This window comes from Treponema vincentii (genome assembly GCF_018336815.1).
GTDB lineage: Bacteria > Spirochaetota > Spirochaetia > Treponematales > Treponemataceae > Treponema.
Window position 1 is genome coordinate 2490554 of sequence record NZ_CP050497.1, and the last position, 17075, is coordinate 2507628.

Annotated in this window: 10 protein-coding genes; 2 read left to right on the plus strand and 8 right to left on the minus strand. The window is 47.6% G+C overall.

What is annotated here, in order from left to right; genetic code table 11:
* Window positions 1-19: 19 nt before the first annotated feature.
* From GWP40_RS11400 to ligA, 3 genes are all read right to left on the minus strand, one after another.
* Window positions 20-1024: a permease gene (locus GWP40_RS11400; protein WP_212565419.1), complete on the minus strand. Its 1005-nt coding sequence runs from the start codon at window positions 1022-1024 to the stop codon at window positions 20-22.
* An 11-nt stretch (window positions 1025-1035) separates the two neighbouring features.
* Window positions 1036-2226: a THUMP domain-containing class I SAM-dependent RNA methyltransferase gene (locus GWP40_RS11405; RefSeq protein ID WP_212565420.1), complete on the minus strand. Its 1191-nt coding sequence runs from the start codon at window positions 2224-2226 to the stop codon at window positions 1036-1038.
* A 234-nt stretch (window positions 2227-2460) separates the two neighbouring features.
* A complete protein-coding gene (gene ligA / locus GWP40_RS11410) occupies window positions 2461-4389 on the minus strand; it encodes an NAD-dependent DNA ligase LigA (protein WP_212565421.1) in 1929 nt (642 codons plus the stop codon).
* A gap of 632 nt (window positions 4390-5021) precedes the next feature.
* On the opposite strand from ligA, the gene GWP40_RS11415 reads away from it, so the two are divergent.
* Window positions 5022-5840, plus strand: a complete 819-nt coding sequence (locus tag GWP40_RS11415) for a transporter substrate-binding domain-containing protein (RefSeq protein WP_212565422.1) — start codon at window positions 5022-5024, stop codon at window positions 5838-5840.
* 113 nt (window positions 5841-5953) lie between these two features.
* Complete coding sequence (locus tag GWP40_RS11420) at window positions 5954-6691, plus strand: substrate-binding periplasmic protein (protein WP_230974442.1); 738 nt, start codon at window positions 5954-5956, stop codon at window positions 6689-6691.
* Window positions 6692-6704: 13 nt separating this feature from the next.
* On the opposite strand, the gene GWP40_RS11425 is transcribed toward GWP40_RS11420, so the two are convergent.
* From GWP40_RS11425 to rpoB, 5 genes are all read right to left on the minus strand, one after another.
* On the minus strand, window positions 6705-7913 hold the full coding sequence (locus GWP40_RS11425; protein ID WP_212565423.1) for an MFS transporter: 1209 nt from the start codon (window positions 7911-7913) through the stop codon (window positions 6705-6707).
* A 259-nt stretch (window positions 7914-8172) separates the two neighbouring features.
* Window positions 8173-8643 carry a 30S ribosomal protein S7 gene (rpsG, locus tag GWP40_RS11430; RefSeq protein WP_044013319.1) on the minus strand — a complete coding sequence of 157 codons (471 nt, stop codon included), beginning with the start codon at window positions 8641-8643 and terminating at the stop codon, window positions 8173-8175.
* 14 nt (window positions 8644-8657) lie between these two features.
* A complete protein-coding gene (rpsL, locus tag GWP40_RS11435; protein WP_016518396.1) occupies window positions 8658-9032 on the minus strand; it encodes a 30S ribosomal protein S12 in 375 nt (124 codons plus the stop codon).
* A gap of 150 nt (window positions 9033-9182) precedes the next feature.
* Entirely contained in the window at window positions 9183-13517 is a 4335-nt protein-coding gene (gene rpoC, locus GWP40_RS11440) for a DNA-directed RNA polymerase subunit beta' (RefSeq protein ID WP_212565424.1), read from the minus strand.
* Window positions 13518-13535: 18 nt separating this feature from the next.
* Entirely contained in the window at window positions 13536-17033 is a 3498-nt protein-coding gene (gene rpoB, locus GWP40_RS11445) for a DNA-directed RNA polymerase subunit beta (protein WP_212565425.1), read from the minus strand.
* Window positions 17034-17075 lie beyond the last annotated feature (42 nt).

The window sequence follows — 17075 nt, forward strand, 5'->3', positions numbered from 1 at the left end:
TGAAACCCGCACGAATCAATCATAAAAATAGCCGAGCTAATACTGAAATACCGATAACATTGATTACCGTGATAATCAGCGTAAGCTCTATGACAAACCGTTTTTTAAACAAAGAAAACAGCATAAACAGGTTTTTTATATCCATCATCGGGCCGTATACTAAAAAGCCGAGGATTGAACCTAAGGAGAATCTATCTAAAAAACTGCGGGCGATAAAGGCATCGGAGGTGGAGCAGGCGGAAAATACAAAGGCGAAAAGCATCATTAGCAGAAGCGAACCTACCGCGCTGCTGCTTGTTATGCTGAACAATTCCTGCGGGACTGCTGCGCGTATTATGGCGGTGATAAACGCACCGAGAATTAAAAAGGGGCCTGTGGTAAAAAATTCCGAACAGGTGTGCATCAGCAGCGTGTATGTTTTGGATTGCAGCCATTGCATCCTGCTTTCTGCAGTGGGTTTGCCGGAGTTGTCCGATTGAAGCTCATTGTGTACGTTTTGAGGAGCCGTTCTGCCTGTCGCAAGCCGAAACGCTGTGTCTACGCCGACAAGGGTGTGTGGTTGAGCTGCCTGTTCCATATCAAAATCTTCCTTTAAGTATTTTTCTTCGGGATAAAACAACAGTAGAAGCCCAATCGTACCTGCAACTAGCAAGCCGAAGCATAGCCGATAGACTGCTACGGACGGCTGTTGTGGGAAAGCGTACAGCGTCGAGACAATCGAAATAGGGTTGACGATGGGGGAAGCAAGCATAAAGGTAACCGCGATGGGCATTGCAATGCCTTTTTTAATCAGGCTGCGCATCAGCGGAACGGCAGCGCATTCGCAAACGGGGAACAGAGCTCCGGCAAAGAGCGCTGTTAAAAAGCCAAGTCCGTATCTTCTAGGAAAAACCTTGATAAGAATCCGGTCGGGAACAAAAGCGTACAGCGCTGAGGATAAAAGCGCCCCCACCAGCATGAATGGCACAGCCTGCAGCACGATGCCGGTAAAAACGGTATGTATGGTAGAAAAAAAAGCCGTCATATAAAGACCTTCTACACTCCGTAATAATACAGGCAGGTGTCGAGGTTACCGCTTTTTAACGGACGCTTTTTGAGCGTAATACCTGTACGCAGGAATATATCTGCAAAAGCCGGTTTGTCAGTAATAAAACCTAAGCGCCAGTTGTCAAACTCGTGCGGAATGGACGTCATTTTTTCGTAGAGCGCGGTTGCTTCCTGTTCATCGCCGAGGCGGTCTCCGTACGGCGGATTGGAAAGGAGCGCACCTTCGGGATACGGCGCAGCAAGTTCGCTAAAATCAGCCTGTATAAATTCGGGACGCGGGATACGGTTATCTTTTCCAATCCGCTGCAGCGCTTTACCGGCCAGCATACAGGCGCGCTCGGCATTGGTTTGTGCAAGCCGCACCGCCTCAGGATCGTTGTCTGAACCGCTTACCCGTACCAAGCAATCCGTGCGGATATTGAGCGCGCCGCGTCGGCGTTCTTCTTCAATAAGCTGCCGGTCTTTTTTAGACGAATAGCAGGCAAAGGTTTCAAAGGCAAAGCTGCGGCCGATCCCGGGCGGAATATTGTAGGCATACAATGCCGCTTCTATCGGGATGGTACCCGAACCGCAAAAAGCATCGTGCAGCGGCAACTTCCGTTTCCATTGCATACACTGCAACAAAACAGCCGCCAGCGTTTCCCTCATCGGTGCGGCGCCTCCGCTTAAGCGGTATCCCCGCCGGTGCAGCGGTTCTCCTGAAAGGTCAAGCAGCAGATACACGCGGTTATGTTCTATATATATGCGTATGCTGTATTCTCTCCCCGTTTCGGGTAATACATCCATCTTCCATGCAGAACAGAGCGCGGTACAGACCGCCTTATGGACAGCCCGCTGCACGGCATGTTCGGAGGCGAGTTTACTCTTAAAGGTTCTCACCTTGTCTACCGTTATCTTGGAATCCTTGGAAAAAAAACGCTGCCAATCTACTGCGGCAACGGTGTCATACAGTGTATCAAAGTTGTCAGCTGCAAATTCTTTTAGAACGAAATAGAGCCTGTCCGCAGTGCGGAGGTAAAAGTTTGCACGCATGATGCTTACAACTTCCGGCTCCTTCAGTGTAGAGGTAAAAAAAACACGCCCCGGCAATCGATTGACCGGTTTAAAGTCTAACAGTTTTAATTCATTTGAAAGGATCGGCTCAGCGCCGACTGCGCAAAGCGCTAAAAATTCAAGCATAAAAGGACTATACTCATTTTTATCGATTTATACAATTAACTGAGAGTAAAATCCCTACGGCGCTTTTGTGGGGAAGAATACTTAATTCCTCATCGGTTTATCCGGTGAGGAATTTCTCATTCAGGCTGTGAATTAAGGGGGCGAATGCAGAAAGCAAAGAGCCGGTAAGTGAATGCTTATCGGCTCTGTTTTGTGTCTACAGGGGTCGCGGGTAGTTTAGTTTTTTTGCCGACATTAAAACAGTTTTAAAAATGCCTCCTCGGTGATAATTGCAGTGCCGAGTTCCTGCGCTTTCTTGTTTTTTGACGAACCGGAATCGGGGGTATTGGTTACGAGGTACGTAAGTCCCTTGGTTACCGAAGATTTTACCGTTCCGCCTTTTGCTTGAACCATCGCTTCAGCTTCTTTCCTTTTAAGTGTGTTCAACTCTCCGGTAAAGCAAAAACTTTTTCCTGCAAGCGGCAGATTCCCTTGAGTTGCGGCAGCAGGTGTTTGAATAACGATAGTCCCCGAACCGGTAAGGCGCAGCATCTCTTCCTTTGCATCGCGGAGGCCGAGCGTAAGCGTATGGGCAAGGACACTGCCGAATTGATATACGGCGGCAAAGTCTTCTTCCGTAGCCGCGAGTAGTTTTTCAAGGCTATCAAAGCCCGCATCAACCAGTTTTTCAACCATGGTGCGGCCGATGCCTTCGATATCGAAACCGGCAATAAAGACCGGCAATGGGATATCCCGTTTGGCGTGCAGTGCGCGGTATACTTTTTCCGCAGACTTTTTTCCCATGCGTTCGAGGGCTGCGAGTTCCTCAACAGTCAGCGTATATAAATCGGAAATAGAGCGAAGGCGCTGTGCGTCAAAAAGCTGTTTGAGGAGCACCGTCCCAAAGTCCTGAATATCAAGGGTGTTGATCCATTTTTCTATCCGGTGATGAATGAGCTTAGGGCACGCCGGATTAGGGCAATACAGGCGGGTACCTTCGTCACGGAGCGCAGCGCCGCAGCTCGTACATCGGCACGGATGTTCGATGGGCACACTTGATGCAGGATTTTCGATAAGCGCTTCTATCTTGGGGATAATCTCTCCCCGTTTGGTTACCAGCACTCTGCTGCCGATCTTGAGGTTCAGCTCCGTAATCATGTTCGGATTGCAGAGGTTTGCCCGCTTGACGGTTGTACCCGCCAGCTGTACCGGATCGATAAGCGCGATGGGGGTATAGGTAGCGCCCGATTCGCTCCACTCGACGCTGCGCAGCGCAGTGACCGCTTCTTCAAGGCTAAACTTAAAGGCGATTTGTTTTTCCGGCCGCGCCCTGCTGAGGTCGGCAGTATCGATACGGTCGTTTTTAATAACAAGACCGTCGATGTCGTAGGGAATAGTGCTGCGAATATCCATAACATGGGCGCGGTAGTCGATAACCTCCCTGACGCCGACGCACCGCATAACCGGTACCTGTAAAAAGCCCTGCGTTTTAAGCCAGTTGAGCTTTTCGGTTTCCGTGGTGAAAGGCGCCGCTTCGGTAAAGGGCTTTCCGACTGTTCCCGCGGCAGCATCATAGCAAATAATTTCGAGGCGCTCGCTGCCACTGCCGTCCTTCCGCTTCATCAACCCGTTTGCTGCATTCCGGCAATTCTTTTTATCGGGGTAAAAATTGTGCAACACCTCTTTGGTCATCAGCACTTCGCCGCGGATGCCGCCGGAAAAGGGTGACGCTCCGTTAGGAGCGGAATCTCCTTTCATCTCAAGTACGACTCCCTGCATCTTTTTAACATTCGCAGTAATATCATCGCCGATTTTGCCGTCACCCCGTGTTACCGCACGAACAAGCCGCCCTTTTTCATATTGCAGCTCCATACTGGCGCCGTCCAGTTTGTATTGTACCAGAAAATCGGAAAACGGCATTTTCTCCGCCCATTTTTGGAAACTTTCGGGATCCGCCGCCTTGTCTTGGCTCCCCATCGGGATAATATGTTCCGCTTTTGGGAAACCGTCGGCGCTGTCCTTGGGTACCGTTGCAAATAAGGCATTCCGAGGGTCAAGGCTCCGCAGTTCGTCCCACAATAAATCAAAATCCGCATCCGAAATTTCCGGTTCTGCGTTATAGTATAAGTCCTGATGCTTTTTTATCAGCGCTTCAAGCTCTTGTATCCGTGTATTCTTTTCCATAAATTGAAAGCATACTACATTTCGCACATTTTTTCCAACAGAGAGGCAACAGGGTAAACGCATCAGATCGATTTTTAACATCCCCGCAGAAAAATTGAGACTATTCGAGCAGAGCAACGCCAAGGAATTGCCATCCCTGTCAATTCCTTGACTGCCGGTTTTTTTCAAAAACCGGTTTCTGTTTATCACCCCTGCCATCCGTGGCAGTTCTGTCTGCGGTTCAAATGGTCTCACAGTCTCAATTTTTCCGCGATTTATATCTGCTCTGTCTGATGCGTTTACTCCTTGGCTGGAAAAATGTGCGAAATTTTGAGTAAAATTTCGCACAGAAGGAAGGCAACCGCTAAAAATATTTTTGATGCGGTTGCCCTGAATAATTTATCTTTACAGGACACATAAAAAATGGTACTGTTTGTATACTTATTCGGTGGTTGCAGTCGGCTTTAATACCCTTTGTTACGGCGCAGAGCGTTCGTCAAAACTATACGTCCGTGTATAGTTTTGACTGCAAGTTGTGGCTCTGCCACAACATTGCTGCTGTTCGGAACCACCGCCGTCTGTGGCGGTAGAGGTACGGCGGGTATTAAACCATCCGCACGAATAAAATGTTGTTGAAGGTCGTAAAAACTGATATGAAAAAACGGATAGCTGTATATGCGGCGCTATGTATACTATTTATTTTATTTTCTTCATGCCGCCGCAATACTAAAATTGAATATATTGAAGATCCTTCTTGGGCGAAAGTTCAGGTAAAAGCCACATTGGTCATCGGTGTTTCCGATTTTGTTCCCATCCTCTCTTTTAGAAATGAAAAGAACGAAATAGTAGGGTATGACGTCGATATAATGACGGAATTATGCCGCCGCCTCGGTATTCATCCGATCTTTTACCCGATAGATTGGACGCAAAAAGAAATTCTTTTGAATACGGGAGTAATCGATTGCATTGCAAGCGGTTTTAGCCTTACGGAAGAACGTAAGCAGCATTACCGAATGTGTGCGCCATATCTTCAAAATGCTAAAATTGTTGTAACGCTTGCAAGCAAAGGATACCAAACATTGGATCAGTTAAGAGATAGAAGGATAGCAGTTGAGGTAGGCACAGGTGGCGATGAAGCATTATCGGATATGGAGATATTGAAAGATCATGTGAGCATTCAGCAATTGATCTCCATAGATCGCCTGTATGAAGCGCTCAATGCAGGTACCTGCGATGCCATCGTATTAGACCTTATTTACTCCTGCAACACGCTCGATCAAAGCCCGAACTACAGTATTATAAATGAAGCTATTTCTACCGAATATTACACGTTCGCTTTTAGGAAAACGGACGGTTCGCTGGTCGCTAAAATCGAATCCGTTTTGGTCGAAATGAATGAAGACGGCACTATTCCGGATTTTTCCCGAAAATGGTTCGGTTCTAATTTATCAGTATTGAATGTTCGATTTTAATAACGCTGAGGTAAAAATGAAGATAAAAAGTCTTTTTCGGCATATTATTAGTATTTTCACTTTTTTCTTGTACCGGCAACCGGATAGAGAATAAAGGAATAAATGATACTTCATTGGCAAGGATTATTGTCAAAAATGAGCTTGTGGTTGGCGTCGATCCGTCAATTCCACCGCTCAGTTTTTATTCCAGCACAGGAGCAATTGCCGGATTCGAAGCGGATGTAGCTCAAGCTCTTGCCGATAAGCTTGGCGTAAAGCTGCGACTTGTACCTATTATAAGCATCGCAGATAGAATCGCAGCGCTCGAAAACAGAAAAATTAATTATATTGCAAGCGGTTTTATTAATAATGAGGCAAATGCAGAACGCTTTTTACTAAGTACACCGTATTTACGAGATGCGTTAGTGGTTGTTGTACTTCAAAGTATGGACGGCACAGTGCCATTCAGTCAATTTTCCGATTTACGGAATAAGCGGATCGGCATACTATCCGATGAGGGAATGTTCGAACTTGTAATGAAGTCTCCCCTTTATATTAATAACGGTCGTCGGCCATATCGTTATTCCCGACAAGAAAGTATGCTGCTTGCATTGGATTACGATCAGCTTGATGCGGTCGTCATGAACTTGCTGACATATTACAGTAAAATTACAATAGAAAAGAAAAAACTATATCAGGTAATTGGAGATCCGATTAGCATCAATACTTACAGCTATGCATTTAGAAAAGAAGACAGAGAATTAATGGAAACAATAAACGCTTTTCTTGCCGATATGGCACGGGACGGAACCCTGCTGGCAATATCCACAAAGTGGTTCGGAGCCGATGTTTCGATGGTTGGAAAATATTAACCCCGCCGCATAATCAGCAACCATGCCGCATAATAAAAAGATAAAATACAATACCGATAGCAGGAAACACGCTGAATAATAAAAAAAGCGCCGGATACCCTAAACATTCGATAACATACCCACCAACCATACTCCCTATTACGTAGGCAATGCCGTTTGCTGCAGTAAAAAAAGTCATAGCAGTAACTGTTTTACCGTAACTGTGCACAACACAGAGCAGTACACCCAATGGGTGGAATAAACCGAAGCTCAGCGAATGCAAGAGCTGCCCTACGACCGCACCGCTGATTCCGGGAATAAAAATATAACAGCAATTCCGTATAATCACGCTTAGTAAACAGACAGCAAGGAGCCGTTCTTTGCCGAAACGCCGGATAAGTTTTCCGGAGATAATAAGCAACGGTATTTCCGCCATTGCCGACAGCGCCCATAAACCGGCAGAAGCTTCCACTTTAATATATTCTTCAACATAGAGCGAAAAAAAACGCTGGCAGGGAACCAAGCCTAAAAAGGCCAGAAAGATCAATAATAAACATTCCCAAAACAGCTTAGGGAATGCAGCAAACGCAACTTTCTCCTTTACCGATTGTCCTTCGGTAGATTCTTTTAATGTGGCTTCTTCCGTTTTCATCGGGGTTCCCGTCTCGACAAGCAAAGAAGCATATAAATCAGGTACCCACCGGAGCGTTACCACAAACATGAGTGCAACTATGCTGACAGCCAAAATCATTGAAACAGGATTTTTCCCTGAAATAGAGGGATGCAGCTGTAAAAATAAATTCATACCGACAAAGCCGACAGAACCGAGCGCCCGAATTTTCCCATATTGAGCGTTATGTTGCCCCAGTGCCTTTGTTGTAAAACCGTCCAGTACCGGAACCATTCCCTTAAAACCTACAGCAAAAATACCGAGACAAAGCGCCGTAACAAAAAATGAATGAAAGCGGAGAATGGGCAGCAGTAATAGCGCAATATCGAATCCGAATATACACATTATCAACCCGTAGCGGCCGGTTTTATCAAGCTGCCGCGTAATAAAAAAAGGCGCACATACGCCTACTATTTCAATAATGCCGAGCAGAATACCGATTTGGGCAGTTGAAAAGCCAAGCGTTCTAAGCATAATCGGTAAATAGGTATTAATTATCGCATATAGTGAAAACAGCAAAAAGTACGGAACACCTCTACGCAATATCAGCGGCTGCTCCATCGATTTTTCCATAGGGTTTATACTCCTTATAACCGGATTGCGAATATGTTAGTCGTACGAATAATACAAATATGTGTATGTTTTGTCAAAAATTTCCCGCGAAAACATCGACCGATTATGCCGTATGCGCGCCGACTATAACGTATGGGGCAAGCATCCCGGATACAAGCATTACCGAAAAGACGAATAAAAAAAGCCTTGAAACGTACTGTTTCAAGGCTTTCCATACTACACAGCATTACCGATAGCAATCGATACCGGCAGTTGTAAACTACCAGCGGTAGTGAGCAAAGGCTTTGTTCGCTTCCGCCATACGGTGGGTATCTTCCTTCTTTTTGAAGGCGGTACCGGTATTGTTGTACGCATCGATAACCTCGGCAGCTAAACGCTCGGACATTGCATGACCGTTCCGGCTGCGGGCAGCGCCGATAATCCAGCGCATTCCGAGCGCCTCGCGGCGGGATTCGCGGATTTCGATCGGTACCTGATAGGTGGCGCCTCCAACGCGGCGTGATTTTACCTCGACAAGCGGCTTAACATTTTCAAGCGCTTTGGTAAATACGGTAAGCGGATCTTCGCCTGTCTTTGATTTAATTACATCAAAGCTGTCGTACAAAATAGCTGTCGTAACGGATTTTTTTCCGTCAAGCATCATGCGGGCAATAAACTTTGAAAGCACAACGCTGTTGTAGCGTGCATCCGGCGCAATCGGTCTATTGATAGTCTTCTTTTTCCGTCCCATAATAAACCTCTCCTTTACGCCTTAGGCTTCTTTGCGCCGTACTTTGAACGGCCGCGCTTACGATCGGCAACACCGAGCGTATCCTTTGTTCCACGAATGATATGATAGCGCACACCCGGTAAATCCTTAACACGGCCGCCGCGAATTAACACGACGGAGTGTTCCTGTAAGTTATGTCCGATACCCGGAATATAGGCAGTTACTTCGATACCGTTGCTCAAGCGCACACGGGCAACCTTCCGCAATGCGGAATTCGGTTTTTTCGGCGTAACCGTCATTACACGGGTGCATACACCGCGTTTCTGCGGGCATGACTGCAATGCAGGACTCTTGGTTCGCGAGACGACCGCTTTTCGACCCTGCTTTATCAATTGATTAATCGTAGGCATTTGCCCTAACTCCTTATATCTCTCCGCCAGCACTACGGATTAAGCTATAATCGGAATCGTTACAAATTCCTGTTCATAACGATCCCAAAGTATATACACTTATAATCTGAACATACAGACGCACTATTCTAGTGTACTATATACAGTCTGTCAATCCTCAAAATCTCCTGTAGGTTCGTCAAGAGAAGTTTCATCATAAGAAGTTTCGGCGGACTCCGTATTCTCGTAGCCGAGTTCGTCATCCGTATCAAAGTCTTCTTCATCCATCTCCGCTTGAGCTTCGGCAGCTTCCGCTTCTTCCAATTCGCGTCTGCGCCGTTCGAGAATTTCGTTGACCTGCTCATCCAAGTCACTCATGTTCTTATCAAAGAGCTTAACCGATCGATACTGCGGCATACCGGTACCGGCAGGGATAAGATGTCCGATAATAACGTTTTCCTTTAAGCCGCGCAGCTCGTCGGTTTTACCGGCAATCGCAGCGTTCGTCAAGACCTTCGTCGTTTCTTGGAAGGAAGCCGCCGAAATGAACGAATCGATATTCAATGCAGCCTTGGTGATACCTTGGAACATCGGACGAGCGACAGCAGGTTGACCGCCTTCCGCAGTAACGCGCTTGTTCTCCGCATGGAACTGATACTTGTCAACCTGCTGACCGTAGATAAAGCGGGTATCGCCGACAGACATAACCTCAATTTTCCGCAGCATCTGGCGAACGATAACACCGATATGCTTATCGTTGATGGAAACGCCCTGCATCCGATAGACATCACGGATTTCATTCATCAAATAATTCTGAAGCGCATTTTCACCCAAAATTGCAAGAATATCATGCGGATCGAGGTTACCGTCGCACAGCCGTTCACCTGCTTCAACCGTATCGCCGTCTCGGACAAGCAATCGCTTGGACATCGGAACCAAGTGTTTATAATCCTTGCCGTAATGATCCTTCACGATAACAATCCGCTTACCTTTCAGCAAGCCTTTAAACGAAACGGTACCGGCGACCTGAGCAAGTACAGCAGGAGCTTTCGGACGGCGAGCTTCAAACAGTTCCGAAACACGGGGAAGACCACCGGTAATATCCTGCGTTCTCGCAGCAGCTTTTGCAAGTTTTGCGATAACGGTACCGGCCTTAATCTGCGTATCTTCTTCTACCATCAGCTGAGCGCCGTCCGGCAGATAATAGAAGCCGAGCGCATTACCGGATTCATCCGAGATAAAGACACGGGGCTGCAAAGTCATATCCGATTTCAACTCGGAAATATGGCGCTCAACCACGCCGGTTTCATCGTTCACATCTTCTTCGAGGGTTGAACCGGGGATAATATCCTCAAACCGGACAAACCCATCTTGCTCCGCAAGGATCGGTTCATTATACGGATCGAAGGTTGCAATAACCGAGCTGGCCGGTACGTAATCACCTTTTTTGACAACAACCGTCGAACCGTTTCTGATTTCGGTTTTTTGTTCGGAAGCCGTCAAATACAGTGTCGAACCGTTCAAATAGGCAAAAGCGCTCATCGGACTCTTCACAACCGTACCATCCGCAGCGGTATACAGCACATCGTCACGCAGAACACGAACGCCCGTTTCCACCGCAACGGAATCCCCTGCCGCAAGCCTATACTCCTCAAGAACTTTTTCAAACAGAAGCGTGCCGCGGCGGGTAAACAGCAGATTACCGTCATCAAGTGAGATTGATGTACCCAAAATATCTTTGATGATGACGGGGTATTTAAAGGTGATATGATTCTCTTCGGTTGTGCTGCTTGCCGTACCTCCAACATGGAAGGTACGCATCGTCAACTGAGTACCCGGCTGACCGATAGACTGTGCCGCAATAATACCGACCGCTTCACCGATTTCAACAATCTTATTGCGGGCAAGGTTGCGGCCGTAGCACTTCACGCAAACGCCGTGTTTGGACTCGCAGGTTAATACCGTGCGGAGCTTAACGGTCTGTACGCCCGCCTCTTCAATCTTCGCTGCAATCTCATCGGTGATATATTCGTTTACATCGATTAAGAGTTCATGCGAAATCGGGTGCTCTACCCGCTCGAGCGTATACTTACCGACAATCCGTTCGCTTAAAGATTCAATAACCTCATCTCCGGATTTTACCGCCGAGTATTCAATACCGTTGATGGTACCACAGTCTTCTTCATTGACAACAACATCCTGCGCAATATCGACCAGACGGCGCGTCAGATAACCGGCGTCTGCAGTCTTCAACGCGGTATCGGCAAGTCCCTTGCGGGCTCCGTTCGTAGAAATAAAGAATTCGATAACGTTCAAACCTTCTTTGAAGTTTGAACGAATGGGCAACTCGATAATGTCGCCGCTCGGTTTAGCCATAAGGCCTCGCATACCGGCAAGCTGACGAATCTGGTTGCGGCTTCCGCGCGCACCGGAGGTAGCCATCATATAAATCGTATTAAAGCCATCCTGATCTTTCGCGAGCGTATCCATCATTATCGTGGTCAACTCTTCGTTTGTCTTTGACCACACCTCGACAACCCTGTTATACCGCTCTTCCTGCGTAATATGACCGCCACGGTACTGATTATATATAGAAAGAACTTCGTTGTTTGCTTTTTCGAGCATAGTCGATTTTTCCTGAGGGATAATGATATCGTCCATACTCAGTGTTGCGCCGAAGAAAGTCGCATAGTAATAACCGACGGATTTAAGCTTATCCAGCATCTGAACGGTAATCCATGTTCCTTTTATGCGGTACACAGTTTCGATCAGCTTGCGGATTTGCTTATCATCCAAGGCGATATTGACAAATGGAACGCCTTCGGGCATCTCTTCATTAAAAACGATCCGTCCAGGTGTTGTTTCCACATCTTCGCCGCGATAGTTAATCTTGATAAGTTCCTGCCAACCGATAGAGCCTGCCTCTGCGGCCATCATAACCTCGGAAACCGAAGAATACCGGCGGATATGCTGTCCTTCCTTTAACGAACGCTGCTTGGTTAGATAGTACAACCCGAGAACCATATCCTGCGACGGATATACGATTGTCTTTCCGTTTGCAGGGTCGAGTAAGTTTCTGCTCGAAAGCATCAGCGTCCAACATTCCATCTGCGCCGCTTGTGTAAGCGGTACGTGGATAGCCATTTGGTCGCCGTCAAAGTCCGCATTGAACGGTTTACAAACAAGCGGATGCAACTTGATGGCTTTACCTTCGACAAGAACCGGCTCAAAAGCCTGAATACCAAGACGGTGCAGCGTCGGCGCACGGTTCAGCATAACGGGATGCTCGCTGATGACCTCGTCGAGAACGGCAAAAACCGGAGCGGCCTCCTGCTCAACCATGATTTTCGCTTTCTTGATATTGGAAACAATTTCTTTTTGAACGAGCTTTTTCATAATGAACGGTTTAAAAAGCTCCATTGCCATCTTGGTAGGCAAGCCGCACTGCCACAGTTTCAGTTCAGGACCGACAACGATAACCGAACGTCCCGAATAGTCAACGCGCTTACCGAGTAGATTCTGGCGGAAGCGTCCCTGCTTTCCTTTGAGCATATCGGAGATGGATTTAAGCGGGCGATTTGAAGAACCCTTAATAACGCGCTTCCGCTTCGAATTGTCGAACAAGGCGTCTACCGCCTCTTGCAGCATCCGCTTTTCGTTGCGGATAATGATATCGGGCGCTTTAAGGCTCATCAAACGGGTCAAACGGCTATTCCGGTGAATAACACGGCGATACAAATCGTTTAAATCCGAGGTTGCAAAGCGTCCGCCGTCCAACTGCACCATCGGGCGCAAATCGGGCGGAATAACCGGAATCACATCGAGGATCATCCATTCGGGTTTATTGTTTGACGTTCTAAAATGTTCGACAATTTCGATACGCTTTAAGAGCCGTTTATCGCTTTTTGCGCCCTTCTCGATCATCTTCATTCTAAGCTGAGCGGCAAGCTCATCCAGATTTAAGTTACTTAACAAGGTTTTAACAGCTTCCGCACCCATATTTGCAGTAAAGGCTCCGCCGTACCGCTCCTGAGCATCGCGGTATTCATCTTCGCTCAACAGCTGATTTTTCTTTAAATCGGTTCCACCCGGCTCAATAACAATGTACTTTTCGTAGTACAGTACCGAACGGAGCGCCGCAACCGGCAAGTCCAGCAAAAGTCCCATCCGGCTCGGTACCGAGCGATAGTACCAGATATGAGAAACGGGAGCCGCTAATTCGATATGTCCCATACGCTCGCGGCGTACCTTAAAGTGAGTAACTTCGACACCGCAACGGTCGCAGATAACACCCTTGTAGCGGATTGATTTAAACTTACCGCAATAGCATTCCCACTCTTTTGTAGTTCCGAAAATACGCTCGCAGAAAAGCCCGTCCCGCTCCGGCCGCAGGGTACGGTAGTTAATCGTTTCGGGTTTCTTCACTTCGCCGTACGACCACGCACGGATCGCTTCAGGCGAAGCTAATTTAATCATAATATTGTCGAAATCTTGTATATCTCTCATAGCCCATCCTTATCTCAATTAAAACTTGGAGCTGTTTTCGGTAATCAATTCTTCATCACGCTCGGTCAGCGGGATTTGCTTTCCTTTTTCATCGTAAATCGTGAAGTCCAGCGCCAAACCGCGCAATTCCTGTACCAATACGTTAAACGATTCGGGGATTCCGGCAGCGGTCGCAGCCTGTCCCTTTACGATGGATTCATATATTTTGGAACGTCCGTGCATATCGTCCGACTTAATAGTTAAAAGCTCCTGCAGCGTATTAGCTGCACCGTAAGCTTCGAGCGCCCACACTTCCATTTCTCCCAAGCGCTGACCGCCGAACTGGGCCTTACCGCCGAGCGGCTGCTGAGTTACCAGAGAATACGGACCGGTTGAACGGGCGTGCATCTTATCGTCAACAAGGTGCGCCAGCTTCATAAAGTAGATAACCCCGACAAATACGTCGTTTTGGAAGGGCATACCGGTTCGTCCGTCGCGTAGCTTCACCTTTGAGTTGGCGGGGATACCCGCTTCCACCAGTTTCTTTTCGATTTGCTCATTGGTCGGCGACTGGAATACGGGCGCTTCGTACCATTCGTCAAGGCGCAAGCCCGCGAGTCCGAGTTCCGACTCCAAAATCTGACCGATATTCATACGAGAAGGAACACCGAGCGGATTTAAGCAGATATCGAGCGGAGTACCGTCTTCCATATACGGCATATCTTCTTCCGGTAAAATGCGGGCAACAATACCCTTGTTTCCGTGGCGGCCTGCCATCTTATCGCCCTCGCGCAACTTGCGTTTTGTCGCGATGAGAACCTTGATAAATTCGTCAACACCCGGATTAAGATCATCACCCTGTGAGCGCTTCAATCGCTGTACATCGATAACTGTGCCTTCAACGCCGTGCGGTACGCGCAGCGATGAATCGCGAACATCCTTTGCCTTCTCACCGAATATTGAGTTGAGCAGCTTAAATTCCGGCGTTGTTTCCGACTCGTTTTTAGGCGTAATCTTTCCGATTAATATATCGCCGGAGCGGACTTGAGCGCCGATGCGGATAATACCTTCCGCATCGAGGTTGTCGAGGCTTTTTTCCGACTTATTTGGAATATCGCCGGTAATCCGCTCCGCACCGAGCTTGGTTTCGCGGACTTCCGTCGTAAATTCTTTAATATGCACCGACGTGAACATATCTTCTTTCAGTACGCGGCGAGAAATCAAAATAGCGTCTTCGTAGTTATACCCGTTCCACGGCACAAAGCCGACCAGAATATTGCGACCGAGCGCAAGTTCTCCCTGATAGGTTGCGGGGCCGTCGGCAATGACATCACCGACCTCTACGTGCTGCCCGACGGAAACAATCGGCCGCTGATGGTAACACGTATCCTGATTGGTGCGCTGATATTTCAGCAGCGTATAGTCGCGAATCTTCTCTTCCGTTCCTTCCGGTGCGTCCGATTCGATGGAAATCTTCTCGGAAGAAACGAACTTAACCGTACCGCTCCGCTTTGCTTTGATTAACACGCCCGAATCATAGGCGCACTTGCCTTCCATACCGGTACCGACCCGGGGAGGCTCGGGAAATACGAGCGGCACACCCTGCCGCTGCATGTTGGAACCCATGAGCGCGCGGTTCGCGTCGTCGTGCTCAAGGAAGGGAATAAGCGAAGCGGACACGGAAATAATCTGCTTGGGCGACACGTCCATGTACTGCACTTCTTTTGAGCTGCGCGTGGTGTAGTCCCCCTGATGACGACACGCAATTTGCTCCGCCGTAATCGTACCGTCGCTCTGCACTGCGGTGGATACCTGCGCAATGTAATATTTATCCTCGTCCATCGCCGAAAGGTATTCAACCTCGCGAGTTGCAACGCCATTCACGACCTTTACATACGGCGCTTCCAAAAAGCCGTAATCGTTAACATGCGCATAGCTCGCCATCGACACGATAAGACCGATATTCGGACCTTCCGGCGTTTCAATCGGGCACATCCGACCGTAATGAGTGTAGTGAACGTCGCGGACTTCAAAACCGGCACGGTCACGGGAAAGACCGCCGGGACCTAATGCGTTTAGACGGCGCTTATGGGTAAGCTCCGCGAGTGGATTGACCTGATCCATAAACTGCGAAAGCTGACTTGCCCCGAAAAATTCTTTGATGGTTGCGACAATAGGCTTTATGGAAATAAGCTCTTGCGGCTTAATCGTTTCAATTTCTTTTGAACCCATCCGCTCGCGCGCAATCCGCTCCATACGGAGAAACGCGGTTTTGAGCGTATTGGTCATCAGCTCGCCGACTGAGCGAACACGTCTGTTTCCGAGATGGTCAATATCATCGATTGAAGCATCCCCGATGTAAACCTGAATAAGGTATTTCATCGTATTTACGATATCGTCGAGGATAAGCGTACATTCTTCAACGGGATGCTCGTAATCAAATTTTTTATTGAGTTTATACCGCCCAACACGTCCGAGATCATACCGGCGGGGAGAGAAAAACATCGAAGTTAAATCTTTTTCGGCAGCCTCTACCGTCATAGGATCACCGGGCTTTAAAGCGGCGTAAACGACAGACAGCGCCTCTTCCTTTGTAGGCTCTTGCCCCTTTGCAGCATCGGCAAAGCGGATTTCCTCCCGTTCAAAACAGTTGATAATTACAGGAGAATCAAGACTGCCCTCTTTTTTAAAATCGATAACGGTAATTTCAGTAATATGATTTTGCTGCAATTCATCAACAACGTGCGGATGAATCTTTTCACCGGCTTGATAGAGCGTCCGTTCCCCGGATTCATCTGCTACGGTTATCCGCTTGGCAAACACACGGCCTACCAGTTTATCGTATTCCGCTGTTCCTTCGGCAACCGGTAAGACTTCGGTTTTATAAAAAAAGTCGATAATCTGTTCACGGCTTTCATAGCCCAACGCCCGCAAAAACAGGGTTCCTAAGATACGCTTTTTCTTATCGAGCTTTGCATAAATCAGATCTTTTTTCTGATCGATTTCAAATTCAAGCCAGCTGCCACGATAGGGAATAATACGGCTTGAATAAACACCTTTGTCGTGAGAAAAGATAACGCCCGGGGAGCGGTGTATTTGAGATACGACAACACGCTCGGCACCGTTGATAATGAAAGTACCACGTTCGGTCATCAAGGGAATATCGCCCATATAGATACTCTTGCGGCGGATTTCACCGGTTTGATTAAATACCAAGTCTATCTGAGCCTTTAACGGGATAGCATAAGTCAACCCCTTCTGCTTGCACTCATATTCGCTGAATTTAATGTCATTTTCATCAAGTGTATATGATTGATATTCCAGCGTCATATCGCCGTTTGGGCTTTCGATTGGGAAGGTCGTCCGAAACACATCCTCCAAACCGACTTCCTCCGAAGTATTTTCGCTCCGGTGTGTTCCGCGGCATAAAAATTTTTCATAAGATGCGAGCTGAATATCAATTAAATTAGGCAGCTCCATAAAATTTTGGATATTTTTTCCGATATATTGGCGATTAACCGTTTTCCGCACAGGCATCCCGTCTTCCCCCTTCTCTCGCCCAAGCAGCTTCGCGTCTCT

Coding starts and splice junctions, on each gene's coding strand:
- ligA (WP_212565421.1), bottom strand. CDS start 4,389: ATGGAAAAGAATACACGGATACAAGAGCTTGAAGCGCTGATAAAAAAG.
- GWP40_RS11400 (WP_212565419.1), bottom strand. CDS start 1,024: ATGACGGCTTTTTTTTCTACCATACATACCGTTTTTACCGGCATCGTG.
- rpoB (WP_212565425.1), bottom strand. CDS start 17,033: ATGCCTGTGCGGAAAACGGTTAATCGCCAATATATCGGAAAAAATATC.
- rpsL (WP_016518396.1), bottom strand. CDS start 9,032: ATGCCTACGATTAATCAATTGATAAAGCAGGGTCGAAAAGCGGTCGTC.
- GWP40_RS11415 (WP_212565422.1), top strand. CDS start 5,022: ATGAAAAAACGGATAGCTGTATATGCGGCGCTATGTATACTATTTATT.
- GWP40_RS11425 (WP_212565423.1), bottom strand. CDS start 7,913: ATGGAAAAATCGATGGAGCAGCCGCTGATATTGCGTAGAGGTGTTCCG.
- rpsG (WP_044013319.1), bottom strand. CDS start 8,643: ATGGGACGGAAAAAGAAGACTATCAATAGACCGATTGCGCCGGATGCA.
- rpoC (WP_212565424.1), bottom strand. CDS start 13,517: ATGAGAGATATACAAGATTTCGACAATATTATGATTAAATTAGCTTCG.
- GWP40_RS11405 (WP_212565420.1), bottom strand. CDS start 2,226: ATGCTTGAATTTTTAGCGCTTTGCGCAGTCGGCGCTGAGCCGATCCTT.